This is a genomic window from Paenibacillus marinisediminis (assembly GCF_054343325.1).
In genome coordinates, this window is sequence record NZ_JBTGUH010000003.1 from 182,759 (window position 1) to 206,383 (window position 23,625).

The 23,625-nt window shown below is 47.2% G+C and carries 23 protein-coding genes; 20 read left to right on the forward strand and 3 right to left on the reverse strand.

From position 1 onward, the window contains the following. Nucleotides 1-46: 46 nt before the first annotated feature. From ACXX53_RS10175 to ACXX53_RS10185, 3 genes are all read left to right on the forward strand, one after another. Entirely contained in the window at nucleotides 47-313 is a 267-nt protein-coding gene (locus ACXX53_RS10175) for a hypothetical protein (protein ID WP_458568533.1), read from the forward strand. Nucleotides 314-410: 97 nt separating this feature from the next. Beyond that, nucleotides 411-2,372 carry a GTP-binding protein gene (locus tag ACXX53_RS10180; protein ID WP_458568534.1) on the forward strand — a complete coding sequence of 654 codons (1,962 nt, stop codon included), beginning with the start codon at nucleotides 411-413 and terminating at the stop codon, nucleotides 2,370-2,372. Nucleotides 2,373-2,450: 78 nt separating this feature from the next. Then, on the forward strand, nucleotides 2,451-2,978 hold the full coding sequence (locus ACXX53_RS10185) for an AAA family ATPase (protein WP_458568535.1): 528 nt from the start codon (nucleotides 2,451-2,453) through the stop codon (nucleotides 2,976-2,978). A 50-nt stretch (nucleotides 2,979-3,028) separates the two neighbouring features. On the opposite strand, the gene ACXX53_RS10190 is transcribed toward ACXX53_RS10185, so the two are convergent. Continuing rightward, a complete protein-coding gene (locus ACXX53_RS10190) occupies nucleotides 3,029-3,838 on the reverse strand; it encodes a glycerophosphodiester phosphodiesterase (protein ID WP_458568536.1) in 810 nt (269 codons plus the stop codon). Between the two features lie 409 nt (nucleotides 3,839-4,247). Between ACXX53_RS10190 and ACXX53_RS10195 the strand changes: the two genes are divergently transcribed. The 8 genes from ACXX53_RS10195 to ACXX53_RS10230 all read left to right on the forward strand — a co-directional run bounded on the left by ACXX53_RS10195 (nucleotide 4,248) and on the right by ACXX53_RS10230 (nucleotide 13,482). Then, a complete protein-coding gene (locus tag ACXX53_RS10195; protein ID WP_458568537.1) occupies nucleotides 4,248-5,894 on the forward strand; it encodes a cache domain-containing sensor histidine kinase in 1,647 nt (548 codons plus the stop codon). After that, the gene (locus ACXX53_RS10200; RefSeq protein ID WP_458568538.1) at nucleotides 5,869-6,945 is read left to right on the forward strand and encodes a response regulator transcription factor; all 1,077 of its coding nucleotides are present in this window, start codon (nucleotides 5,869-5,871) and stop codon (nucleotides 6,943-6,945) included. The genes ACXX53_RS10195 and ACXX53_RS10200 overlap by 26 nt, the downstream gene beginning before the upstream one ends. Nucleotides 6,946-7,056: 111 nt before the next feature. Next, entirely contained in the window at nucleotides 7,057-8,676 is a 1,620-nt protein-coding gene (locus ACXX53_RS10205; protein WP_458568539.1) for an extracellular solute-binding protein, read from the forward strand. 84 nt (nucleotides 8,677-8,760) lie between these two features. After that, nucleotides 8,761-9,660, forward strand: a complete 900-nt coding sequence (locus ACXX53_RS10210) for an ABC transporter permease (protein ID WP_458568540.1) — start codon at nucleotides 8,761-8,763, stop codon at nucleotides 9,658-9,660. 18 nt (nucleotides 9,661-9,678) lie between these two features. Beyond that, nucleotides 9,679-10,557, forward strand: coding sequence for a carbohydrate ABC transporter permease (locus tag ACXX53_RS10215; RefSeq protein WP_458568541.1), 879 nt, complete (start codon nucleotides 9,679-9,681; stop codon nucleotides 10,555-10,557). Nucleotides 10,558-10,584: 27 nt separating this feature from the next. Beyond that, complete coding sequence (locus ACXX53_RS10220; protein ID WP_458568542.1) at nucleotides 10,585-11,388, forward strand: sugar phosphate isomerase/epimerase family protein; 804 nt, start codon at nucleotides 10,585-10,587, stop codon at nucleotides 11,386-11,388. 152 nt (nucleotides 11,389-11,540) lie between these two features. Continuing rightward, on the forward strand, nucleotides 11,541-12,302 hold the full coding sequence (locus ACXX53_RS10225) for a DeoR/GlpR family DNA-binding transcription regulator (protein WP_458568543.1): 762 nt from the start codon (nucleotides 11,541-11,543) through the stop codon (nucleotides 12,300-12,302). An 85-nt stretch (nucleotides 12,303-12,387) separates the two neighbouring features. Next, nucleotides 12,388-13,482 carry a zinc-binding dehydrogenase gene (locus tag ACXX53_RS10230; RefSeq protein ID WP_458568544.1) on the forward strand — a complete coding sequence of 365 codons (1,095 nt, stop codon included), beginning with the start codon at nucleotides 12,388-12,390 and terminating at the stop codon, nucleotides 13,480-13,482. Nucleotides 13,483-13,495: 13 nt separating this feature from the next. On the opposite strand, the gene ACXX53_RS10235 is transcribed toward ACXX53_RS10230, so the two are convergent. Then, nucleotides 13,496-13,636 (reverse strand): hypothetical protein, encoded by a 141-nt coding sequence (locus ACXX53_RS10235; RefSeq protein WP_458568545.1) that lies wholly within the window; start codon nucleotides 13,634-13,636, stop codon nucleotides 13,496-13,498. Nucleotides 13,637-13,803: 167 nt separating this feature from the next. Here ACXX53_RS10235 and ACXX53_RS10240 point away from each other — a divergent pair, with 167 nt between their 5' ends. Further along, entirely contained in the window at nucleotides 13,804-15,456 is a 1,653-nt protein-coding gene (locus ACXX53_RS10240; protein WP_458568546.1) for an FAD-binding dehydrogenase, read from the forward strand. A gap of 535 nt (nucleotides 15,457-15,991) precedes the next feature. Here the strand turns inward: ACXX53_RS10240 and ACXX53_RS10245 are convergent. Further along, complete coding sequence (locus ACXX53_RS10245) at nucleotides 15,992-16,432, reverse strand: prepilin peptidase (RefSeq protein ID WP_458568547.1); 441 nt, start codon at nucleotides 16,430-16,432, stop codon at nucleotides 15,992-15,994. A 100-nt stretch (nucleotides 16,433-16,532) separates the two neighbouring features. Between ACXX53_RS10245 and ACXX53_RS10250 the strand changes: the two genes are divergently transcribed. The 8 genes from ACXX53_RS10250 to ACXX53_RS10285 are packed head-to-tail and all read left to right on the forward strand — an operon-like array spanning nucleotide 16,533 to nucleotide 23,623. Further along, nucleotides 16,533-17,897, forward strand: a complete 1,365-nt coding sequence (locus ACXX53_RS10250; protein ID WP_458568548.1) for a hypothetical protein — start codon at nucleotides 16,533-16,535, stop codon at nucleotides 17,895-17,897. Between the two features lie 2 nt (nucleotides 17,898-17,899). Continuing rightward, the gene (locus tag ACXX53_RS10255) at nucleotides 17,900-18,790 is read left to right on the forward strand and encodes a hypothetical protein (RefSeq protein WP_458568549.1); all 891 of its coding nucleotides are present in this window, start codon (nucleotides 17,900-17,902) and stop codon (nucleotides 18,788-18,790) included. After that, nucleotides 18,763-19,590, forward strand: coding sequence for a hypothetical protein (locus ACXX53_RS10260; RefSeq protein ID WP_458568550.1), 828 nt, complete (start codon nucleotides 18,763-18,765; stop codon nucleotides 19,588-19,590). Before ACXX53_RS10255 ends, ACXX53_RS10260 begins: the two co-directional genes overlap by 28 nt. Nucleotides 19,591-19,605: 15 nt before the next feature. Continuing rightward, nucleotides 19,606-21,075, forward strand: a complete 1,470-nt coding sequence (locus tag ACXX53_RS10265; RefSeq protein WP_458568551.1) for a CpaF family protein — start codon at nucleotides 19,606-19,608, stop codon at nucleotides 21,073-21,075. Then, nucleotides 21,053-22,036 (forward strand): hypothetical protein, encoded by a 984-nt coding sequence (locus ACXX53_RS10270; RefSeq protein WP_458568552.1) that lies wholly within the window; start codon nucleotides 21,053-21,055, stop codon nucleotides 22,034-22,036. Before ACXX53_RS10265 ends, ACXX53_RS10270 begins: the two co-directional genes overlap by 23 nt. Then, entirely contained in the window at nucleotides 22,033-22,914 is an 882-nt protein-coding gene (locus ACXX53_RS10275) for a hypothetical protein (protein WP_458568553.1), read from the forward strand. The genes ACXX53_RS10270 and ACXX53_RS10275 overlap by 4 nt, the downstream gene beginning before the upstream one ends. Nucleotides 22,915-22,932: 18 nt before the next feature. Then, nucleotides 22,933-23,124, forward strand: a complete 192-nt coding sequence (locus ACXX53_RS10280; protein ID WP_458568554.1) for a hypothetical protein — start codon at nucleotides 22,933-22,935, stop codon at nucleotides 23,122-23,124. A gap of 19 nt (nucleotides 23,125-23,143) precedes the next feature. Beyond that, complete coding sequence (locus tag ACXX53_RS10285; RefSeq protein ID WP_458568555.1) at nucleotides 23,144-23,623, forward strand: hypothetical protein; 480 nt, start codon at nucleotides 23,144-23,146, stop codon at nucleotides 23,621-23,623. Nucleotides 23,624-23,625: the final 2 nt, after the last annotated feature.

The following is a 23,625-nucleotide window of genomic DNA, read 5'->3' on the forward strand; positions in this document are numbered from 1 at the left end:
ACAGGTAGGGGTATACTTAAAGCATCCTATTGAAAGAGAGTGCGAAATGTTAAGTATACTGACTAATGCTGTTTTTGTAGTCGCATTGATACTCATATATGGAATGCTGTTCTACCGTTTATTCATTCAGAAGACATGCGGCTATATTCGGGAAAATATAACCTTGATGGTGCTAGCCGTGATGATCTCGCTGCCTCTCAACTATGGAAGCTATATTAATGGTGCTATCAACATCTTGAATGCTGTATTTATAACGGTATTAATTATTCGTATCGTCGTATCCTCAAGGAAAATAAAGAGTGGTAAGCTCTAATGCAATATAAGATGACAGGCCGTCCTTATGATATGAAGGACGGTCTGTTGTGTTCTATGCTAGAATAAAGTCGAATCAAGCGTAAGCGAGGGATGGCATGAACATAACGATTGGAATGTTTGCACACGTAGATGCGGGCAAGACAACTCTTGCCGAGCAGCTTCTTTACTATACGAACAGCATACAGAAACGAGGACGCGTCGATCATCGCGATGCCTTTCTGGACAGCCATGATATCGAGCGTGAACGAGGCATTACCGTATTCGCGGATCAGGCGGTGATGAAATTCAACGGGTCAACGTACTACTTGATCGATACACCGGGACACGTCGACTTCTCGCCTGAAATGGAGCGGGCGATGCAGGTCATGGATTATGCGATTGTGGTCATCAGCGCGGTTGAAGGTGTGGAAGGACATACCGAGACGGTGTGGCAGCTGCTGCAGAAGCATCATGTGCCGACGATCTTTTTTATTAATAAGATAGATCGCATTGGGGCCGATGTTGACCGCGTGTTAGCTGAGATACGGGCAGAATTGACCGAGGATGCCTGCATGATCGCGGAGTCCACCGACCTGGAACTGGGAATCATGGACGAATCGTTCATCGAAAGCGTAGCAGAACGGGATGAACTGCTGCTGGAGCGATATATGGAAGTAGGGTACCATGCGGAAATGTGGCTTCTGAAGGTAACGGAGATGATCCGAGAAAGACGTCTGTTCCCTTGCTTCAGCGGATCAGCGCTGCAGAATATCGGGGTCGCTCATTTCCTCACACAATTGGACCAACTAATGATAACTTCATATGGAGCTGAGGTAGACAAGCCATTTGCCGGACGTGTCTATAAGATCCGCCATGATGAACAAGGAGCGCGATTAACGTATATCAAAGCCTTGGCAGGTACGCTGCGTGTTCGGGAAGAGTTGGACTATGGTGATGAGTCAGAGCCCATGGCTGAGAAGGTGACAAGCATTCGGGTCGTGAACGGAAGCAAGCTGATCAACGTGGACCGAGTTGAGGCAGGCGATCTGTTCGTCGTGACAGGCGTGTCTGCAGCGGAGACAGGTGAAGGCATTGGGACTTTGCGTTTGAGAGCGAACTATGAACTGGTACCGACACTGACCTCGAAGGTTCAATATGAGCAGGCAATTCATCCAAAGGATATGCTGAAGTGCTTCCGCCTTCTGGACGCTGAGGATCCATCTCTCCGTGTCGCGTGGGATGAAAGCAATCAGGAGATTCAGATTCAGGTGATGGGGGTTATCCAGCTAGAGGTTCTGGAGAGGATTGTATTCGAACGATTTGGATATCGTGTGTCTTTTGCGCAGCCGGAGATTCTATACAAAGAAACGATCGAGACAGCGGTGATCGGCTCCGGTCACTTCGAGCCGCTTAAGCATTATGCGGAGGTACATCTGAAGCTGGAGCCTGTGGAGCGCAACAGCGGCATCATCTTCTGCAATGCTTGCCATCCGGATGTGCTACCGGTAAATTATCAGAATCTTGTCGCTCAGCATATCGGTGAAAGGGATCATCATGGTCTATTAACAGGCTCGCCGCTCACGGATGTGAAGGTGACACTGCTTAAGGGGAGAGCGCACAACAAGCATACGCACGGCGGGGACTTTCGGGAAGCAACGTTCCGCGCGCTGCGGCAGGGGCTGGAGAAAGCTCGCAACCTTGTGCTGGAGCCGTTCTATGATTTTAAGATCAAGCTTCATCTCGATCATCTCGGTCGTCTCATGTCCGATCTCACGCAGGCGAGCGGCAGCTTCAATCCGCCGGAAACGGCGGGGAGTCAGGCCGTATTGACCGGGAGAGTTCCCGTAGCAACGTTTATGAACTATAGCGCGGAGCTGGCTGCTTATACACAGGGGAGAGGAGTTATGACTCTTACCTATGGCGGCTATGATCGCTGCCATAATGAAGACGATGTGATCGAACGCAAAGGCTATAACAAACAAGCGGATCCGGAATATACATCATCGTCGATCTTCTGCGCCAAGGGCTCGGGCTATGCTGTGCCATGGGATGAGGCGGACGAGCATATGCATGTGTAGAATCCCGCGATGCTGCAATACCACAATACTGCCATGCTCAAGAGGTACTAATATGTTCAAGAATTGAGTGAATACACAATGAATCATCAGACAACACAGATTTATATCCTATCAGGGCCGTGCGGAGTCGGCAAGTCAACAGCATCAGTACAGCTGTCTCGGCAGCTGAAGCAAGCTGTGCTTATCCATGGCGACGTATTCCTGGAAATGTATGTAGAAGGACAAGAACCGCCATGGGAAGAACGGTTGAGCATTGCATGGGATAACATCCTGGCAGCTACGAGAAACTTTGTTCAGCACCATCTTCAAGTCGTAATCGACTTTGTCGTTGAAACGGAATTGGAATGGTTCTGCGACCAGCTTGCCGACTTGAAGCTAGACATCAAGTATGTTGTACTGAGAGCTGATGAAGCTATTCTAGAGGAGCGGCTCAACAGACGCGGGGATCCCGAAACGCTTGACCGTTCGTTAACCTTGCTTCGAGAATTGGGAGAGCGAGCAGCGAATCAGAAGTATCTGCTTGATACTTCTAACAGTCCGACTGAAGCGATAGTTCAAGAAATTATGCAGAATCCGCGGTTTGCGATACAAAAAGATATCGAATGAGTTGAATATAAGCAGGGCTCGTGCTGCCCGCACGAGCCCTAAAGCATAAGTCATCCTTGCTTCAATTGCTTCCAGCTGTTCAATCCTTCGAGGAATGGAGCAGGCTCATCGGTTGCATACCAGCAAATGCCGAGATCCAGCAGCTGATGCAGAGAGGCGATATCGAATGAGAATGGGAATAACTCCAAGTCAATTCCGCTGCGTTCGGTAAGGGCTAGCGCCTCGGTCAGAAACGCAGGCTCTAGATCAAAGCCCCAATGCGCATTCCTATCTGCTATCTTCAGATGAAGCTGTACCTGATCCAGTCCTGCAAAGCCGGTAGAGGCGGCTGCATGGAACCTCTCCATTCGCTGCGCTGCGTTTCCACCGATCCACAGCATGCTTCGCACATCATTGGCGATCTCTTTCATCTGACGGCAATTGTCCTGAATGTTATAGGTGAAGATGACTTGCCGATTCACTTCATAATGATCGATGAGTCGGCCAAGGTCGGTCAAATTGACTTCCTTCAAATCGAGATACATCATACGCTCCGGGCGGCCTTTCATTTCTTGAAAAGCCTCTTCCAATGAAGGAATGCACTCCCCTTGAAACGCCTCGTTGAATTTAACCCCAGCATCCCACAGCCTTGTCTCGGCAAATGTAAATTCGGATATCGGCCGATTCTTGACCTCGTCAGGAGCCGTCGTCGTTCGAGCAGGTGTCTCATCATGCAAGCAGACGATCACTCCATCGCGTGTAGTTCGAATATCCGCCTCTGGAATTCCTCCAAGCTCCCATGCATAACGGTTAGCTGACATCGTATTATCCGGACGCTCATATGCGCCTCCGCCTCGATGGGCTTGCCAGTAGATGTTCACGCTAGTCCCTCCTTAATCTTCACATGATCGAACACATGTTTAATACGGTTCGGATCTCACTCAATTTTGCTCGTTTTTGCAATTAAATGTATGGCTCGATTCCATATTTGTCAAGATATTAACTTAAAAATAATGTTTTCCAAAATTGAGATTTACTTATTGACAGTGCGCTTTTCAGTCGACTACGCTAAACATAAATGAGGATAAATGAGCGTAATTGAACATGAATGAACTCATTCAACACAAGCCGTTTGTCCAGATCCAGCAAGCTGTTCATGAATATTTAATTGCACATGTGGTGGTGTCCATCGCATGTATTTGCCGCACGTGTTATCGCAAGCGCTTTCTTTTTATGAAGATTATGTAAAGGACTCTGTTGCCGATGTGCAACGTGAAAGGAGAGACGGCGATGAAACGGCTGGGCCAGCCCTTATCGATCAAGAAGAACTTGCTATTATCTTTCCTCATCTTGTTTTGCGCCCCTTTGCTGTGCTTCTGTCTAATCTGGTATGCCAAGTCTGCTCAAACGATAGAAAAGAATGTTATTTACTATAACGAGCAGCTAATCGATCGAGTAAGCACGCAGCTGGATGAATATTTCACAAGTATAAAGGCCGATTCGCAAGCACTTCCAGGTCATCCGCTTGTGCAGCAATTCATTAAAGCTGACCCTCAGAACACGTACGAAATGTACACTTTAAAAGTCCGGATCTCTAATGAGCTGGTACCGAATCTGCGAAAGGATATGTATGGTTTCAATCTTATATCTGCTAAAGGCGCTTACTATGGGGAGATGAGAGCAACACCCGGGATGGAGTCCGATGCAACCTTCAAGATACTTGGGATATCTGAATGGAATGGAGTCCCTGTCATAACAGTCTCCCGAAAAATATATGACAATGTAACCTACCAACCTGCCGGTACGATCGTCATGTCACTATCCCTACAACAGATGCTGAAGATAGCGGACATTAAGCCTTATGGAGAGAATGGTTCAATCGTGATTGCGAATGAAGAGAATCAGATCATCTATCATACGGATCGCAAGCTATGGGGAGAGCCTCTCTCTGAGAGCTGGTATACGAATATGAACTCCGCTAATGGACAGTTCACAGTAGATAGTGATGAAGGAGAGAAAAATGTATTCTATCAGGTGTCACCCGTGACCGGTTTCACGATTATATCTGATATCTCTCGATCCGAAATGCTCGGAGGCCTATTCCAGCTTCAGCTTATAACGCTTCTGATTGGCTCGCTCATATTGACATTGGCGTTTCTCTTGTTCTACCGCATGTTCAGAGAAATCAAGAAGCTGCTCGTGGAGATTCATACGACAAGAATGCGTGAAAAGGAATTGGAGCTAAGAAACAGAGAGGCGCTTGTGTCCGCGATGCAGTCGCAGATCAATCCGCATTTCCTATACAACACGTTAGAAATCATCAACTCGTATGCGATCATGTCCAACATTATGCCGATCAGCAAGATGACGGTGAATCTATCGAATATGTTCCGTTACAGCATCAGCAATCCGGATCAGGTGATCAGTCTCCGCATGGAGCTTGCGTATATTCAGCATTTCATCGAGATTCAAGAGGAACGGTTTGACGACTTGGTATATGAAATGAATGTTGCAGAAGAGATGCTCGATAAGGTTTATCTATTCCGCTTGATCATACAGCCACTGGTGGAAAATGCGTTTCAGCATGCTTACGAACAGCATGGCTTGCCTCCCGGAAGAATTACGATTACGGGATCCGCCCATCCAGATTATTATTCAATCTATATCAGAGACGAAGGGCGAGGGATGCCCGAGGAAACGATGCATCAATACAATCAGGCATTCGCCAACATATCGAGTGATCGGATGCTGAGAGTCGGCTTTAACCCATTTCCATCGATCGGCTTGTGGAATGTACATACCCGGCTGCGCTTAGCGTTCGGTCACCCGTATGGTCTTGAGATTTCCCGATCAGGGGAACAGGGCTCTGTGATTCAAGTGAAGCTGCCTTATCTGAAAGGAGTGGTTAACGATGTTTACCGTGCTGATTGCGGATGATGAACGTATGGTTAGGATGAATCTGAGGACGATGATCGAGCGAGACTCGGAAGGTTTCCGTGTAGTCAGTGAGGCGAAGGACGGGGAACAGGCGCTGCAGCAATGTATCGAACATAAGCCCGATCTCGTGATTACGGACATCCGTATGCCGGGAATCGAGGGTCTTGAGCTGATACGCCGCCTGTCAGAGCATCGTCTCAATCCGGAATATCTCATCATATCAGGACATGGAGATTTTCAATATGCTCAGAGCGCACTTCGTTACGGAGTGGCCGATTTCATGCTGAAGCCGATCGATCCAAGCTATTTTCTGTCCGCACTGTCCAACATCAACACCAAGATCCATTCTAAATCGCTAAAGCGCCGATCGAGCAAGGAATGGATCTGGACCTGGAAAGTGCATGCTGAACAAACGGCTAAAGCGCTATGGCATCTGAATCACACTTCGCTCGACACAGAACTGGAATGGACCCGCAGCATGATCCGCAGCAATGACTCTAAGGCAGAACTTGAACTGGTGGAGAAACTGGAATATTTCTTAATCGTGATGGAAGGCGCTCTTTCAGAGTTGAATTCAAATGGTCTGCCCCTGCCCAAAATACAGCTTCCCGAGAACGCGGCAACCGCTGAAGAACTCCTCGATTCCTTCGCCAATTGCTTGTTTGATCTGATCGAATACATTCGGTCATCACGCAATTGGTGGGGATACAACCGATTGTTGAAGGGAGTTCAGGAATATATCGAACAGCACTATAACGATAGTGAGCTCTCTCTTAAGGATACGGCAGAGCATTTTGAGCTGTCTCCGAACTATTTCGGCAATCTGTTTAAGAAAGAAGCGGGCATGTCGTTTAATCAGTATCTGACCCAGCTGCGGATGGAGAAGGCGAAGGCCTATTTGCTGGACCCGATGACGAGGCTCTATGAAGTAGGGGAAGTTGTTGGCTATAAGGACTATGCTTATTTCTCCAAAACCTTCAAGAAGCATATCGGATTCTCGCCATCGGAGTATCGAAGATATGAAAATATTGATGATTATGAATCGGTGTGAATATATACAAGATTTCGTTGATAATTGCATGTATCGTTGAAAGCTCCTTTCCTATAATGAAATCGAGCAGTAACCCATAACTAGGAATGATACTGAATCGGAGGGATTGGAGTGAAGGGAAGTACGAAGAAGATATGGTCTTTGTCGGTGGTTAGCTTGCTTCTAGCAAGCACTGTACTGACTGCATGCTCCTCTGAAAAAGCAGAAGAGAGCAAGAGCGCATCTGGGGAAACGCAAGTGAATAAGAACGCATCTGGGGAAGCGCCAGCGAAGAAGGACATTTCAATCCTGCTATCGCATAACAATTCAGGGTTTGCTTCCAAAGCTCCAGAAGAGAAGAAGGTTAAGTATTATGAAGAGCTGAGCAAGGAATCAGGCTACAAAGTCAGCTACGAGTTTTTGGGAGCTGGTGAGGACTTCAGACAGCAGCTATCACTTCGCTTCGCTTCAGGTGATCTGGCTGACCTTGTTCGTACGGATAGCATTAATTCGGATGTGCATCAGGGCGCGGTGGATCAAGGCATCTTCTTGGAGCTTGGTCCATTGATCGACAAGTACGGTCCTAATCTGAAGAAGAAGATTCCTGAGGTTGCTTGGAATAGTCCTAGGGTGAAAAAAGATGGGAAGATATACGGCATACCGGTTCTTAGCGGGGCACCGGCCGATCGAATCCTGTTCTATCGTCAAGATATCCTTGATCAGCTGAATATGGAAGTGCCGAAGACGCTCGATGAGTTCCTGCAGCTTGCCGAAGGGGTAAAGGTACAGGACGTGAATGGCGACGGAGATCCGAATAACGAGTGGGTAATGTCGTTAACGGACGCTATGGGCTGGAGAGATGTGCTTACGGGATCGTTCGGTGTGAGACCAGGCACATGGCATGTACACAACGGGAAGCTGGAGCCGGACATTATCCAACCGGAAATGAAGGAAGCTATCGCATTCTATAAGAAGCTCTATGATAACGGTTATATCGAGAAGGATTTCATCACCAAGAAGCAGGGCGACAGCGGGACGGATATCACCAAAGGCTTGGTAGCCTCTTGGGGAGCAGCGACATACCAATATGCAGCGGTAAACGCTCAAGAGTACCCGAATCAGCCGAATGCGAAAATAACGATGGCGGTTCCTCCGAAAGGACCGCGCGGGGACAGCTATTTGCAGATTACGAACGATCAGATCTACTATGTCTGGACGATTCCTGCTAGTACGAAGAATCCGGAGGAAATCATCAAGTTCCTGGATTGGGCTTGGAGCAGCCCAGAAGCGGATAAATTCTTCGCTTATGGAATTAAGGACTTTAACTACACGGAGACGAATGGCGAGGTACAATTCGATCCGAAGGGTCCTAACAACTCGGAGCTGAATGAGAAGGAATTCTTCCAGCTCTCGATGAATGTGCGGGAGAACGGCTTGAACAATCCGCTAGCACTTAAAGTGTTGCCGGACAGCGATGTCATTTTAAAGGGATATGAAGATTCGAAATCAACAATGCTTCCAAATGGTGACGCCATGTATATGCCGCCGCTCAAAGCATTGGAAGGGCGTCCAGAGCTGACTCCTAGCTTCGTAGCTGGCAGCCTGTTCTATGATACGTTTGTGAAGCTTGTGGTTGGCAAGGAAGATCTAGATAAGGGATTTGAAGCATTCGTCCAAGACTGGAAGCAGCGCGGAGGAGACGCAGCGATTCAAGAAGCGACAGATTGGTATAACAGCACCAACAAGAAATAAGCCTGACTCAGGCTGCATGAAAGGGCCTCTCCAACTATACAGTTAGAGGCCCTTTGTCACCTATTAGGAAAGGAGGCTTTCTTCTTGTTCCGTAAATTCAAATCCGTTGACTCATGGGTGCTTCTGTTAATCGCCTTGCCCGGTCTCGCTTTCTTTCTTATTTTTAAGTACATTCCGATCATGGGCAATGCGATTGCCTTTCAGGATTACAATATGTTCAAGGGAGTACTTCACAGCGAATGGGTTGGACTCAAGCATTTCGAGTTTATGTTTCAGTATCCTGAATTCATGGTGATATTTAAAAACTCGCTAAGACTTGGTCTGTATTCGATCGTTTTCGGGTTCCCTGCGCCGCTGCTGCTAGCCCTGCTGCTGAATGAGATCCGACTCAGATGGTTTATGCGTACGACCCAGACTTTATTATATCTGCCTCACTTTCTGTCATGGGTTATCGTTGGAGGCATATTTACCGAGCTGCTCTCGCTTGACGGCCCTCTGAATCAGGTCATTACGCATTACGGCGGAGAGGCGGTATCATTCCTAACGGAGCCGAAGTATTTCATGGGCATCCTTACCAGCCTTGGGATATGGAAAGAGGTCGGCTGGTCGATGATTATCTATCTCGCGGCGATGACCAGCATCAATCCTAATCTGTATGAAGCAGCTATGATGGATGGCGCCGGACGATTCAAGATGGCTTGGCATATCACACTGCCATCACTGATGCCGACGATAGTCGTTCTCATGCTGCTGCGGATCGGGCATCTGCTGGATGCTAACGTCGAACAGGTACTTTTCTTCCTGAATCCGTTAGTAAGAGAAGTTGGGGAAGTATTCGACACCTATGTATACCGTGTCGGCTTGATGGGCGGCCAATACAGCTATACGACAGCCATCGGCATATTCAAGGCGGTCATCGGAATCATTCTTGTCGTCAGTCTGAACAAGATCAGCCGCAAGACGACAGGGGAAAGCATCTATTAGGATGAGGAGGCTCGCGAAATGAACGTCAGTCATCGTTCAGATAAGATATTTCAATGGATCAATGGGACCTTCTTCATCCTGCTATGCTTTACGATGATCGCTCCAATAATTCATCTGTTGGCGGTTTCGCTCAGCGATCCGGTCTATGCGAACAATAAGATGGTCATGCTGTGGCCTAAGGGATTCCAATTAGACGTGTATAAGTCGCTGTTCGCGATGAAGGACATGTGGAGATCCATGGGCGTTAGCGTCTATATCACGATAATGGGCACAGTGCTGTGCCTGATTCTGACCTCGACTCTAGCTTTTGCACTTACTCGTCCCATGATGCCGGGGCGCAAATTAATTACGAAGCTTATCTTGTTTACGTTCATCTTTCCAGTACCGCTCATTCCAAACTATCTGGTAATCAAGTCGCTTGGTATGATCGACTCGCTCTGGGCGCTAATCATACCGGGAGCCTTGGGCGCTTATAATGTATTTATTATGAAAACATTCTTTCAGGGTATTCCTTCTGAACTAGTAGATGCGATGAAGATCGACGGCTGCGGTGAGTTTGGGGTGTACACCCGTTTAGTAATGCCGCTGTCGCTGCCAGTGCTGGCTACCATTGCACTGTTTCACTCCGTCGGGACATGGAACTCCTACTTCGGAGCGCTTATATACCTCCGCTCGGTGGATCTGTACCCGCTGCAGCTAAAGCTTAGGAACATGGTGGTAACTAGCAGCGCCGACTCCGGGCTGGATGCAGTAGCTGTCAGTTCAGGTATTCTGCAGAGCCCTGAAACGATCAAGGCTGCAGCCATATTGTTTACAACGATACCGATTCTGATCGTGTATCCGTTCTTGCAGAAATATTTTGTAAAGGGTGCCATGCTTGGCTCTTTGAAGGAATAAGACCACTACATGAAAGAAGGCGATCACATGGCTGTATTTATTAACATGCTGCCTTATATGAACCGTATTGATGACTGTAAGGAGCTGCTGGAGCGCTGGTCGGGCGGTCTGGAAATATCGATGGACGGTCCGAATTGGCTTGAGCCTCTGAATTGGAGCACAGAATTTAAGAGATTCCAAGGGCATCCGGGTCCGTTAAGCGTACATTCTCCGATATGGGAGCTGAATCTGGCGTCTGCTCGGTTTGAAATGATTCGTAATTATTCATACGAGATCTATAAAGAATGCTTGGCATGGTCTGCCCATATCGGTGCAGAGCAGATGGTGCTGCATCCAAGCTTGTACTCAACACCTCTCTTCCTGCGGAGGGAATCTCAGTATTGGGCCAAAGAGAACTTGAAGCGACTTGGTGATGAAGCCTACAGGATAGGCATTGATCTGGCGGTGGAGAACGTCGGATTCGGAGAAACGGCTTTATTTAATGAAGATGAGTTTGTTCGGCTGTTTGATGAGATCCCGACGATTACTGCGTTAATCGATGTCGGTCATGCGTTCATTAACGGATGGAATACGCCAAATGTGCTTCAGAGCTTGGGGCAGCGGTTGAGCGCCGTGCATCTGCATGATAATGATGGCATCGGCGATCTTCATCAGCCTATCGGTGAAGGGAAGATCGAATGGGAGCCAATCTGGCAAGCATTAGGCGGTATGAAGCATTCTTTCCGCTCGATTCTCGAATATCAGTTCGATACGCCAGTTGATAAGGTGCTGGAGCATGCCGCTCTTGTTGAGCTAGAGCTGTCCAGACATACTGCCAAGCAATCTGTGTAATTAATAGGGATTGAAAATAATGGAAATAAGTGTTAGAATCCCCGGAATGAGCAATTATATCACGGAGATGAACTATTTATTGCAAAAGTAAGCTGCAGCTGTGCTTCATAAGTAGTTCATCTTCAGCTTCATATTGAAGGGGAGTGTCTACATTGTTGGCTGCGGAAAGAAAACTGAGAATTATCGACTATGTTAGGCAACAGCGATCCGCATCTGTGGCAACGCTCGCACAGGAATTCGCTGTACATGAAGCGACGATACGCAGAGATCTGGCAGAGATTGAACAGGAAGGGCTGCTCAAGCGAACTCATGGAGGAGTTATCGTCGAGAGGCTCACCAACAGAGAGCCATCATTCAATGAACGGACGAATGTCCAACTGGAGCAGAAGATGCGAATCGGCAAGATGGCTGCCAGCTTGGTTGAGGATGGAGAGCATATTATTATCGATTCCGGTACCACCACACTTCATATCGCGAGGAATCTCGTGCATCGCTCGAATCTGACCGTTGTCACGAACGATATTAATGTAGCGGCTGAGCTGCGCGATGCGCCGGGCGTGAAGGTGACGGTAACCGGAGGGGAACTGTATCCTTCGAGCTATATGCTGAACGGGATGTTCACCGAGCATGTTCTCCGCTCGCTGCATGTGTCCAAGGCTTTCATCGGAACGCCGGCGATTCATCCGACACACGGCCTGATGCATCCGGAAGCTCAGCTTGTCCCTGCCAAGCAGGGCATGATCGCTTCAGCGCAGGAGGTCATTGTCGTGGCAGACGACTCCAAGATCGGCAAGCTGTCCTTGCATAAGGTAGCCCCGAACAGCTGCATCAACACGCTGATAACCGGAGTCGAAGTGCCTGATTATGAGATGAAGCCATTTCAGGATTATGGCATAAACGTTATTAAGGTCTAACTTACGATGATTTATTTGCAGCTAGGAACCTTGGTCGTGAACGATTCGTCGTAGGAATACTATCCATATGGAGGTGTTATCGTTAGTGGGTTCCACAACGACAGGTACCATAAGCTCGCGAACGCTGCGCTTGATACAGCCCCGCGTTGTTGAAGAACAATGGATTGAAAGAACGATACCGAACGGCTTTGTCGTCGTAGAACCGAAGCTGGCAAGCATATGCCATGCAGATTTACGGTATTATGGCGGACTAAGGAAGCTGGAAGTGCTGGCTCAGAAGCTGCCGTTGGCCTTGCTGCATGAAGGCATCGGGGTCGTGATCAATGGCAACTCGACAGCGCTGACGGAAGGACAGAGAGTAGCGATCGTACCGTATGTTCCCGGCCATATGCTTCAGGACATAGAGCCGGAGCAGTGCTGTCCGGCTTGTCGAGGCGAGATAGCCGATAATTACTGCAGCAGCGGTAGATTTCTAGGCAGCAGTATGGATGGGATCGCTCAGCACAGACTGGTGCTTCCAGAACGGTGCGTTATCGCGATCCCTGCTGGAATACCGGATGAAATTGCTGTCCTAGCGGAGCTATGCAGCGTATCATTCCGGGCGCTGAGAAAGGTAGGAGAGCTCCTGCCGAAATCGAGAATTGCAGTGTTTGGCGACGGGCCGGTCGGTTATCTGACCGCCGCGATGCTTCATCATGCATACGGAGTAGATCGCGAGCGATTGACCGTATTCGGAGCAGATCGGGTGAAGCTGGATTACTTTACGTTTGCTAATACCGAGATGGTGCAGAGCTATGATTTCTCCTCTGGCAGCAAGGCAGATATTGTTGTAGAGTGTACCGGAGGCCAATTCAGCGAGAGTGCGATTAATCAAGGAATTGATCTGATGAAGCCGGGCGGTCACTTGATCGCGATGGGAGTTAGTGAGGAACGTGTTCCAATTAATACACGGGATGTACTGGAGAAGGGGATCACGATCTATGGCAGCAGTCGCAGCTCAGATCGAGATTTCAGAGAAGTATTGAAGGTTATGACGGAGCAGGATTGTCAGGCAACATTGAGACGTCTGCTTCCAGATACGTATACTGTGGTGAGCCAGGCAGATGACTTCGCTGGCGCAATGGAATCTGCTCTGGCCCACAGAAGCTGGCATAAAACCATCCTCGACTTTCACTGGTGACGCAGTGAAAGTCTTAGAGGAATTGTAACATAGAATCGATTCGATTGGTTAGTGTAGACGGAATATCAAACTCCAACAACTTGTTGGAGTTTTTCTTATTAGCTCCCTTCTCAAACGATACGATCTGACGACCGCACAATTCGATGTTGACCATATATTTAATGGAAATATATACTAAAATATATTAGCTTCATATCATCATCTAAGGTGCGAATTATTCTTCTCTAATAGACATAGATTGAGGCATCGTGCTATCCCTATAAGCAATAATTATGAAACCGTTTACAAATAATTCGTGAGGATATAATGGGGGGATGATTGGTGAGCTATGATGCAATCGTTGTCGGAGCAGGACTTGCCGGCTTGGTGGCAACAGCGGAGATTGCGGATGCGGGGAAGAAGGTATTACTGCTTGATCAAGAACCTGAAGCCTCTTTGGGCGGGCAGGCTTGGTGGTCGTTTGGCGGCTTGTTTCTCGTCGATTCACCTGAGCAGCGCAGGCTGGGGATTAAGGATTCGAAAGAACTAGCTTGGCAGGATTGGCTTGGATCGGCTGGCTATGATCGGGAAGATGACGAAGATTATTGGGGACGACAATGGGCAGAGGCATACGTGGATTTTGCTTCAGGCGAGAAACGAGCATGGCTGCATGCGATGGGAGTTCGCTTCTTCCCGGTAGTGGGCTGGGCAGAAAGAGGCGGTTATCTCGCTGATGGTCACGGGAACTCCGTGCCGCGATTCCATATCGTATGGGGTACAGGGCCTGCTATCGTAGCTCCTTTTGAACGAAGAGTCCGTGAGCATATGAACAATGGACGGGTCGAATACCGCCCCCACCACCGTGTGGATCAACTGGTGAGCAGCAATGGCGCGATTGTTGGTGTAAGCGGTTCTGAGCTTGCTCCGAGCGATGCCCAGCGTGGAGAAGACAGCAATAGAGAGGTCATTGGAAGCTTTGAATACCGCGGTCAAGCGGTATTAGTGTCAAGCGGCGGCATAGGCGCTAATCATGAGCTTGTCCGCCAGAACTGGCCGAGCAGACTCGGGCAGCCCCCTAAGCATATGATATCAGGCGTGCCTGCGCATGTGGATGGACGGATGCTCACTATCACGGAAGAAGCAGGCGGACGAATCGTGAACCGGGATCGCATGTGGCACTACACCGAGGGGATCAAGAATTGGAATTCTGTATGGACGAATCATGGAATTCGAATACTGCCGGGTCCCTCATCGTTGTGGCTGGATGCGAGGGGACAGCGGTTCCCTTCGCCTAACTTCCCTGGCTTTGATACATTAGGGACACTTGAGGCGATTCAGAAGACGGGATACGACTATTCGTGGTTTATATTGACGCAGAAGATCGTGGAGAAGGAATTTGCCCTTTCTGGTTCGGAGCAGAATCCTGATCTGACGGGCAAGAGCATTCGAAAAGTGCTGAACCGGGCTTTGCCAGGTGCTCCTGGTCCTGTGCAGGCATTTCTGGATAAAGGCGAGGACTTCATCATTGCCAATCGGTTAGAAGACCTTGTCGCTGGTATGAACAAGTTAACGGGCGATAACTTGCTGAACTTCGAAGATATCGAGCGGCAGATTAAGGCGCGAGATCGAGAGATCGATAATAAGTTCACGAAAGATCTGCAAATTACAGCGATGCATGGCGCACGAAATTATATCGGCGATAAATTCATCCGTGTTGCCGCGCCGCATAAGATGCTGGACCCTAAGAATGGGCCACTGATCGCGGTACGACTACATATCGTCAGCCGCAAAACATTAGGCGGATTGCAGACGGATCTTTCTGCCCGGGTGCTGAATACTTCAGGTGAACCTGTTCCCGGTCTCTATGCGGCTGGTGAGGTTTCGGGCTTCGGCGGAGGCGGCGTACATGGGTATCGCGCCCTTGAAGGTACATTTGTTGGCGGCTGCCTCTTCACAGGACGTGTTGCCGGGCGTGCGATCGCCTCGGAACTTTAGTGATACAGTGACAGCAAGGCCGTATGACCCGTGCTTGAACGGACACAGGGGCCGCTATTTCATGATTTCGGGGTATTTTTTGAGGGCTAGCGGACACAGATGACGCTATTTGCTTCAAGACCAGCACTAAACGGCTTATTCGGGTCAAATAGCGGATCGTGTGTCCGCTCCCAACCCCATTGATCTCTTATATGACGTCCTATTCAGACTAATTACCTCTAGTATTATTAGATCATCTTATCCCTCCATGGAACCATTCAATTCCAAAATATAACAGCATCCGCTAAAATTCACATTAGGATAAAGGGTTGATTAAGCTGATTCGAATAAGCAATGAGTCTCTATTTTACTGAATAAACAGTAGTATCACGGTTATTCGAGATCAGTAGTATACAAAATATGTGACAATCAGATTATGACCACAACGATCCTGTAGTTCATATTGCTCATTATGATGAATAGATCTAATTACATGTTGTATTAGAGAAAGCAATATAGTAAAAGTATTTATAGGTAAAAATATATAAATATACAATTATAATATGTAAATTACATATATTGACAATATTCCGAGTGTAACAAAGGGTGCGAATGGAATCGAGCTTATCTTGTCACGGAGACCGTACCTTCGCAATACTATATAGCCGAATGCGGCGATGCACGCAAACAAGAATACATATAGGTTCAACAGCCATCCCAGCCATAATCCAGTCGCTGATAGAAGCTTAATATCTCCTGCTCCGATCCCGTTAAACTTCATTTTAACCAAGAGCAGCAGAACGGATGGAAGCAGGGCTCCTATCAACGCATTCCATATCGTGCTGGAGATCATGCTGTTTATCAACCCAGCGACAGCGATAATCGCAACCAGATAATTAGGAATAATTCGTCCCCTGATATCGTATATACTGCATAGCACTAAGGACGAACCTATAATGAACCATATCCATATCCCCACTACTAACTCCACCTTCATATATTGGGATTAATAGGAAGTATCTTCTCACGCTTATTTCAAATGGTCAATATGTACGCTTAGTTCATTAGCAATCCATAACCGTGCTGTGGGTGAGAATATGAAGACTCTTTTAATTTCCAATGGAATTCATCATATCTTGATTGAGACCCCTATAAAGAAGATCGATGTCGTTAATAAACGTTCGCTTTCCCTGTGTGATGTGTACCATTTTCTAACTGAAGTGAATCCGGTTATTGAAGCTGCACTCATAACGGATGAAGCCTTATCCCAGCAGCCAGGGCGCGATAAAGAAGATATGCTGCTCCTGCTGGAGTGGATTGCCAATAGCAATAAACCGCAAGCTCCGATTGTCGTCCTCACTAGATTCGAATCGACAAGAAGAGATTTGCACAGCCTATCCAGCCGATATCATAACCTCAACTTCGTAACCAGTGACTTACTCCGCATCTCAAGACTGCAATATATGCAAGCGTTTGAACTGCTTTTAGCCAGCAAACATCCTGTTCAGCAAGTACATAAACATAAGCCCGACAATCAAAGCTCTCATGTGGAGACGGAGAAACGAAGATCTTTCTTAGATCGTTTCAAATCCAAACCTAAGGCTGAGAGCGTTGTGAATGCGACAGACCGTTTGACCAAAGATATCGAGAATATCAGCCGCGGAATCAGCAGGATCATTGCGATCACCGGTCACAGAGGAAGCGGGCTTACAAGCACAGCTGTGAACGTTGCCTGTGAAGCAGGAAAGCGAGGTCTCAGCGCGGTTATTGTGGACATGGATGCTGAATATAGAAGCACGAATATGTATTTTAGTCGATTCCATGAGCAATCTCAGCGCCACGAAGACATGAGCGCCTCCTTGATTCGCTCGCTGGCGCGGCCTCAGGACTACATGACTACAGCATTTAATATCAGTGATAATCTGTGGTTAATATCGCTCGGTTATGGCTTTCACGACAAGAAATTGATGGATCAATTCTATAACAACAATAAATTAATCGGTCTGCTATCCGTATTAAGAACGAAGTTCAATCTAGTGATCTTAGATATGCCGTTGGATCTATTCAGGACCTTCAGGGAGTCTATGATTCACATGGACATGTTTGGCCTCTGTGTGTCGAACAATTTGCACTCCATCCTTAGCACGCTGCGCAATGTGGAGGTTGTCCTGGATCAGGAGGGTGCATCCTACCTGAATGCGAAGTCCAAAGTGATCGTTACGAGATATAATGACAGGTCCAGATTCCAAAAAGATATATTTACGCCGGATAAAGTAAGCGAGGTCATGACATCAGGTTTAAGCGACTGCTTTACATATGAGATGAGTGTTGCTGGCAGTGTGCCGTACAGCAATGATTTTGATTCCCAGATCGAGATGGATGTGCCAGTCGTGAATGCAAATGCCGACTACGAAAGCGCCTATGGGAACATACTGCTGAGATTGATGGAGGGAGTTAAGTAATCGTGGATTTAAGCAAGATTAAGAGTGTATCCCCGAATCGCAATATGTTCAAGAAGACGATGGCTGTTCTATTCAGTCTAGCCGTTATTGTCGTTTCTTTCTATGTGATAACGAATGCCAATAAGGATGCCAAGGATACCATAAAGGTGCTTCGCGTCAATCAGAAAGGCGGAGTATCCGCCTATGCGGTTCTTACGGAGAAAGAAGTGGAGACCTATTCACTCATCAAGAAGGAATATACCAAGGAGATGCTGCTTGCCGAAGATCTGCCGAACGTGATTAACCAATATACGAAGTATTACTTAAGAGATGGCAGTATCCTATACCGCGACCAATTATCAGATGAACGTCCTCTGAAAAATGAGTGGCTGTACCAACTGGAAGAAGAACAAGAGCTGCTGACTCTTCCATATAACTACCTGGCAGCAGGAGGAGACATTCTGACTCCAGGCGATCGAATCCGCATTCGCGTCACATATGAGGTGGAAACGGCGTCATCCGCTTCAACCGGTAATCCTAACGCGATGTTCCAGTCCGCGAAAGGTACAACCACCAAGACGGATATTCTGTTCGATAGCATCGTCGTGAAAGATATGCTGAACGCCAACAGCCATTCGATATACGAAGTGTATAAAGAAGTGCTGAAGCTTAGTGAAGATAAGCGACAAGAAGTAATGAAGAGTGAAGACTTTCTGAAAAGTATACAACCGCGAGCCCTGCTGCTGGAGGGTTCTAAAGAGCAGATAAATAACTATGCTCGCTACTCCAATCTGGAAAACAGCTCGATTCTAATAACAATTCTGAGCAGACAGAACAGTGAGATTATCGTGGATCAGCTTCCTACATTGCAAAAAGAGGTGGAATCATGGCTAGAGAAGCAGAACTCACGTTAGATAGCGTATTGCAGAAGATATCGGCTAAGGAATTGATCGGGGCGGAGCTTCAGGATAGCCAGCTGATATACAGTGTAGTTGGCTTCTTGCCGGCAAGCGACTTTGCGGATAACGCCCTGCTCATATCGAATATTAGCTACGTCTTGGCTCAGAAAGGGCTCAATACATGCGTTATTGATCTTAAGGTATTCTATCCTAACCTGTATCAATTTCTAGATGCGAAGCCTAATAAACGCGGCAATGGTCTGCTTAAGCTGCTGAAGAGCGACAAGATTGACTATAGAGAAGAGATACTGCAGACCAAGTATGAGCGATTGTTTCTATTGTCGCCTAGTCCTCATGATCTGATCGAGGAATATCTGGACTTTGAATTTGAGCATCTGGAGCGGGTCATTGCATCCGTGAAAAATATGTTTGACATCGTCTTGATCGATATACCAAACATCCCGCCGCTCGAATTCTGCCTAGGTGCGATGAAGTATTGCCACATCGGCTTCTTAACGGCATCTGAGCGAATCGAAGCGTCTATTAACATGACAAAGCTGCTTGATTTCGCTGCTTCTGTCGGAATCAGCACTTCCAAATTCAAAAGTGTCATCATGATGAATCTGCAAAATATCGATTACGATTATGAAGCTCTTAAGGATCTTGGATTCCATATCGTCGCCGCGCTGCCGCTTGTGAAAGCAGCCAACGCCAGCTCTATGGATGGAAGTTTATATATGAAAGACACTTCACTGATCAATAAACAATTCCGTAAGGAAATACAGAGACTAGCAGATCTTCTTGCCAACCAGTAAAGGGGGGAGCTATACATGCTAACACGCGGCAAGATCAGTGAAATGCAGCAGAAAGTATCCCATCAGATAAACGCCAAGGATGATATTGCTGAGCTCAAGCATAAATATACTACGATCAGCTTTGAAGAGGTGCTAGAGCTGTGTCAGAAGTACATAACCAAGATTGCCACACATACATTCCGACGGGAAAATGATGCAGCTCGAAAACGCGAGATGACGAGATCATATATTAATGAATTCGTCGATTCTCAGCGGCCAATCGTCGAAGGATATTTCGAGCTTGCGGACTTGAAGCAGGCGCTTATTAACGAGATTACGCATTACGGTCCGATCACGAAGGCGATGGAAGATCCGTCGATCGATGAGATTAGAGCAAATGGACCGGATCAGATCTTCGTAGAGAGCGGCGGAAGGACGCTGATCTGGGATCAGCACTTCAGCGATCGCGAGCATATGGAACGAATCGTTTCCAAGCTTATCGGCGTCTCGAAGATGCGGCTGACTCCTAAGATCCCGATGGTGAATGCCAGAACGATAGAAGGCTTTCGCGTCAACGCTACGCATGCAGAGATATCGCCTTATGATCTTCCAGCCTTCGTCATTCGGAAGTTCAGCAAGAAGAAGATTACTTATGAGACGATGGTTCAAAATCATTCGTTCTCTGTTAACATGTTCAGGCTGCTGTCCTTGATTCCGAAGTCGGATATGTCTTGGATCACAGTTGGGCCCACGGGAAGCGGCAAGACGACGCTTAATGAAGTGCTCGTCAAAGAGATTAACCCGTTATCCCGAATCATAACGATTGAGAATCCTTCGGAGATGCGGCTGCTGCAGCGAGAAGGCGGCAGCGAGCATGGAAGAGTGATCAATGATGTGCTTCAGTACGAGTCGGTTCCAGAGGAGGATGATTCAAGTCCCGCAACGATGGAGAATCTCCTCATTAATGCGATGAGACAATCGCCGCATTGGATCGGTCCAGGCGAATTGCGGACTCCGGGCGAATTCGCAACAGCGCTTCGAGCAGCGCAGACAGGACATTTCTTCTTTACAACGCTTCATGCGGAGGGTGATACGGAAGCGATCTATCGGTTCTTAACCGCATATCTGATGGCATCCAATGAGCCTGCAGAGCTAGCTCTGCGCAATATATGCAGCGCGGTTAAGTTCGTAATCTTCCAGGAGAAGCTGGCAGATGGCACTAGAAAGGTGACCTCGATCTCCGAGGTGCTTGGTTCGGAAGGCTTGAATCCGATCGTGAATCCGATCTACAAGTTTATCTGCGATGATGTCCTAGAAGAGGAAGGGACGCATAAAGTGTTGCGGATTATCGGAAGGCATAAACGTGTCGGCAAGCTGTCAGAGAAGCTGCAGCAATCGATGCTGAAGGCGGGGATTAAGAAGAGCCGGTTTGCATTTCTGACAACGGATCCTGAAGATGATGAGATAGAGGGGTACACATTAGATGAACACAGCCTTAATCATTAGCCTGTTGATGGGTGTGGCGGCATTTATTCTCGTGAACACGATGTTTCAAGTGCAGTTCTTTAAGGGGACGGCGAGCTTCTTTCTGGATATGCTGAATACACTGGCTGAGCATCTAGGCAGATACAACACGAAGCGTTATATCGAACGTGTGAAGAAAGAACGGATTGTGAAGCAGAAAGAGAACATATTCGCCAAGTACAATCGTTTGGTAGAGGGGTTGATACTGGATTTCAATATGCCGCTAACGCTCGAAAGCTTCAATTCCCTTCTCTCCATCTGCTTTGCGATACTCGCCCTGATGATGATCTTATTTATGCAGAATATTACGTTGTCTGTCGTGCTGACAATCTCCTTCTTCATCGGACTGCTGACCTACTTCGTTATGCAATCGAAGGCGATTAAGGCGGAGAAGCTGGAGCATATCATGGACGCCGAAGATATTATCTGCCCATTAGCGCGTGAAGGCGTGCTCGTCGCGATCAAGAAGGTGATGGAGAGCGATGAATATATTCAGCCGAGTATACGACCTTATTTTCAACAGTTCATCGACAACTGCGAGAACAACGGCTACTCCTTTAGGCAGGCAATTCTATTGTTGAACCGACAGCTCGGACCGAAGTTTGATAATTTTACGAAGAAAGCCATCATATTTGAATACAATGAGCGTAAAGGGATGGCGGATATCTTTCTGGATATCGTCGATGAAAATGCCGTACTGCGTGCGATCAATGCTCGGAAAGACCGTATATTCCGTAAAATGAACCGGGACTTTCTGTTGAAGACGACGATGATCCTCTTGTTCTTCCTGTACGCGCTGTCCGTGCCCGAATTCAAACAGTTCATGCTCGACACCGATATCGGCAAGACGATTAACACGATCATCGTGAGCATTATCTGCTTGAGCTTCGCCCGTACACAGGCGTTGCAAGGGAATCTTGGTCCAGGAGTTGGCGCGAAATGATCATGATCGCCAAGCTGTGCGCGCTAGTATCTATCATTTATTTGGTGAAAGTATTTCTATACCCGGTGATCAGACCGATCAATAAGAAGCAGAAGAAGCGTACGCGCCGTTATGTGAAGGAGAGAAAGAATGCGGCGTTTCATGATCAATTAAATCGATGGAAGGTCAATTTTGCTAGGAAATACGTGAAATATTATCTAAGCAGTGCAGAGCGGCTCAGGTTCCAGAAGATGATCGACAGACTCGATCTTACGATTACGCCGGAAGAGGTTCGGCTCAACCAATTTCTCTACACTGTGGTTACGATCTTGATCACCCTATTCATGTTTAGTGCGAACAGGCTGCTGGGGTGTGTATCTGGAATATTAATCATTGTTGGATGGCTATATCCCGTGACCACGATGGAAGAGAAGATCGAGAAGAGGAATAAAAGTATCGCTCTGGACTTTCCTTCCTTCTACAGCATGGTCTACTATCAATACTCCAAGTCAGTCAATATATACTTTGCTGATGTGATTAAGGACTATTTGCCGAATGCGAATGACGACATGTCGGAAGAGCTCGGAGTTATGCTGGATAACATCGAGTATGGCGAGGAATATGCGCTGAAGCAGTTCAAGAAGCGAGTGCCGCTCCACTATATTATTAAGTTCTGCGACATTATGGAGACGAGGCTGAAAGGCTATGATAATGTATCGCAGATGGCCTACCTCAAGAATGAAGTGGATCAATTCCGAATTCATGCGCTGGAAGATGACTTGAAGCGGCGTGAACGCAGTAATGCGCGAGTGCAGTTCGTACTTATCGTGGTGCTCGTTGTTTATATAGCTATCTATTACATATTTACGATTATGGAATCATTGAAGATGTTTCAGTGAGCTGAGGAGGAAGCAGGTATGGAGGATAATAAGAAGCAGTCATTTTGGAAAGAGGAGAAGGGTGAGATCAGTATTAAGGGGATCGCGATTACGATTGGAATTATTATTCTGGTTGGATTGTCAATTACGCTTATTCAAGGAAAAATGGGTCAATGGTTAGATGATATATGGGAAATAATCAAGACAAATCTTGAAGGTATTACCAAGTAATTCGATGGTGATGAAATAGATGGCAGGCATAGCGAAATCGATTCTAATCGCAATTATCGTATCCATAGGTTTAATGATCTTCACTAACTTTATCTTCTTCTTCTCGTGGTATTCAACTTTAATCTTAGAAACATTCAACCTCTCACAGGTCGCAGCCGGCGATAACTACATCAAGCAAACCTACTATGAAGATGCCCTCGAATCCTTGCGAGAACGGCCGGTCTTCAGAGAACGCGCAGATAAGATTGTCATTACCGCGCTCAACTCGAGCGACTTCAAGGCCATCGGCAATGATGATGAAACAACCTACGAATCAGCCTCCGAGCGAGACAAACCCTACAGACAACGCGGAGAACCGATCAAGATCGAGATAAAAGCGGAATATCCCCTGTCCGTTACGTTATGGGGAAAGAAATATGAGCAAGTCATACCTGTATCCTTCTCGCTGACGGCGACGGGATTGAAGCATTATAAGGACCTCGACTATTACTTTGATTAAGC

Coding starts and splice junctions, on each gene's coding strand:
- ACXX53_RS10175 (WP_458568533.1), top strand. CDS start 47: ATGTTAAGTATACTGACTAATGCTGTTTTTGTAGTCGCATTGATACTC.
- ACXX53_RS10180 (WP_458568534.1), top strand. CDS start 411: ATGAACATAACGATTGGAATGTTTGCACACGTAGATGCGGGCAAGACA.
- ACXX53_RS10185 (WP_458568535.1), top strand. CDS start 2,451: ATGAATCATCAGACAACACAGATTTATATCCTATCAGGGCCGTGCGGA.
- ACXX53_RS10195 (WP_458568537.1), top strand. CDS start 4,248: ATGAAACGGCTGGGCCAGCCCTTATCGATCAAGAAGAACTTGCTATTA.
- ACXX53_RS10200 (WP_458568538.1), top strand. CDS start 5,869: ATGTTTACCGTGCTGATTGCGGATGATGAACGTATGGTTAGGATGAAT.
- ACXX53_RS10215 (WP_458568541.1), top strand. CDS start 9,679: ATGAACGTCAGTCATCGTTCAGATAAGATATTTCAATGGATCAATGGG.
- ACXX53_RS10220 (WP_458568542.1), top strand. CDS start 10,585: ATGGCTGTATTTATTAACATGCTGCCTTATATGAACCGTATTGATGAC.
- ACXX53_RS10235 (WP_458568545.1), bottom strand. CDS start 13,636: ATGGTCAACATCGAATTGTGCGGTCGTCAGATCGTATCGTTTGAGAAG.
- ACXX53_RS10245 (WP_458568547.1), bottom strand. CDS start 16,432: ATGAAGGTGGAGTTAGTAGTGGGGATATGGATATGGTTCATTATAGGT.
- ACXX53_RS10250 (WP_458568548.1), top strand. CDS start 16,533: ATGAAGACTCTTTTAATTTCCAATGGAATTCATCATATCTTGATTGAG.
- ACXX53_RS10260 (WP_458568550.1), top strand. CDS start 18,763: ATGGCTAGAGAAGCAGAACTCACGTTAGATAGCGTATTGCAGAAGATA.
- ACXX53_RS10265 (WP_458568551.1), top strand. CDS start 19,606: ATGCTAACACGCGGCAAGATCAGTGAAATGCAGCAGAAAGTATCCCAT.
- ACXX53_RS10270 (WP_458568552.1), top strand. CDS start 21,053: ATGAACACAGCCTTAATCATTAGCCTGTTGATGGGTGTGGCGGCATTT.
- ACXX53_RS10275 (WP_458568553.1), top strand. CDS start 22,033: ATGATCATGATCGCCAAGCTGTGCGCGCTAGTATCTATCATTTATTTG.
- ACXX53_RS10280 (WP_458568554.1), top strand. CDS start 22,933: ATGGAGGATAATAAGAAGCAGTCATTTTGGAAAGAGGAGAAGGGTGAG.
- ACXX53_RS10285 (WP_458568555.1), top strand. CDS start 23,144: ATGGCAGGCATAGCGAAATCGATTCTAATCGCAATTATCGTATCCATA.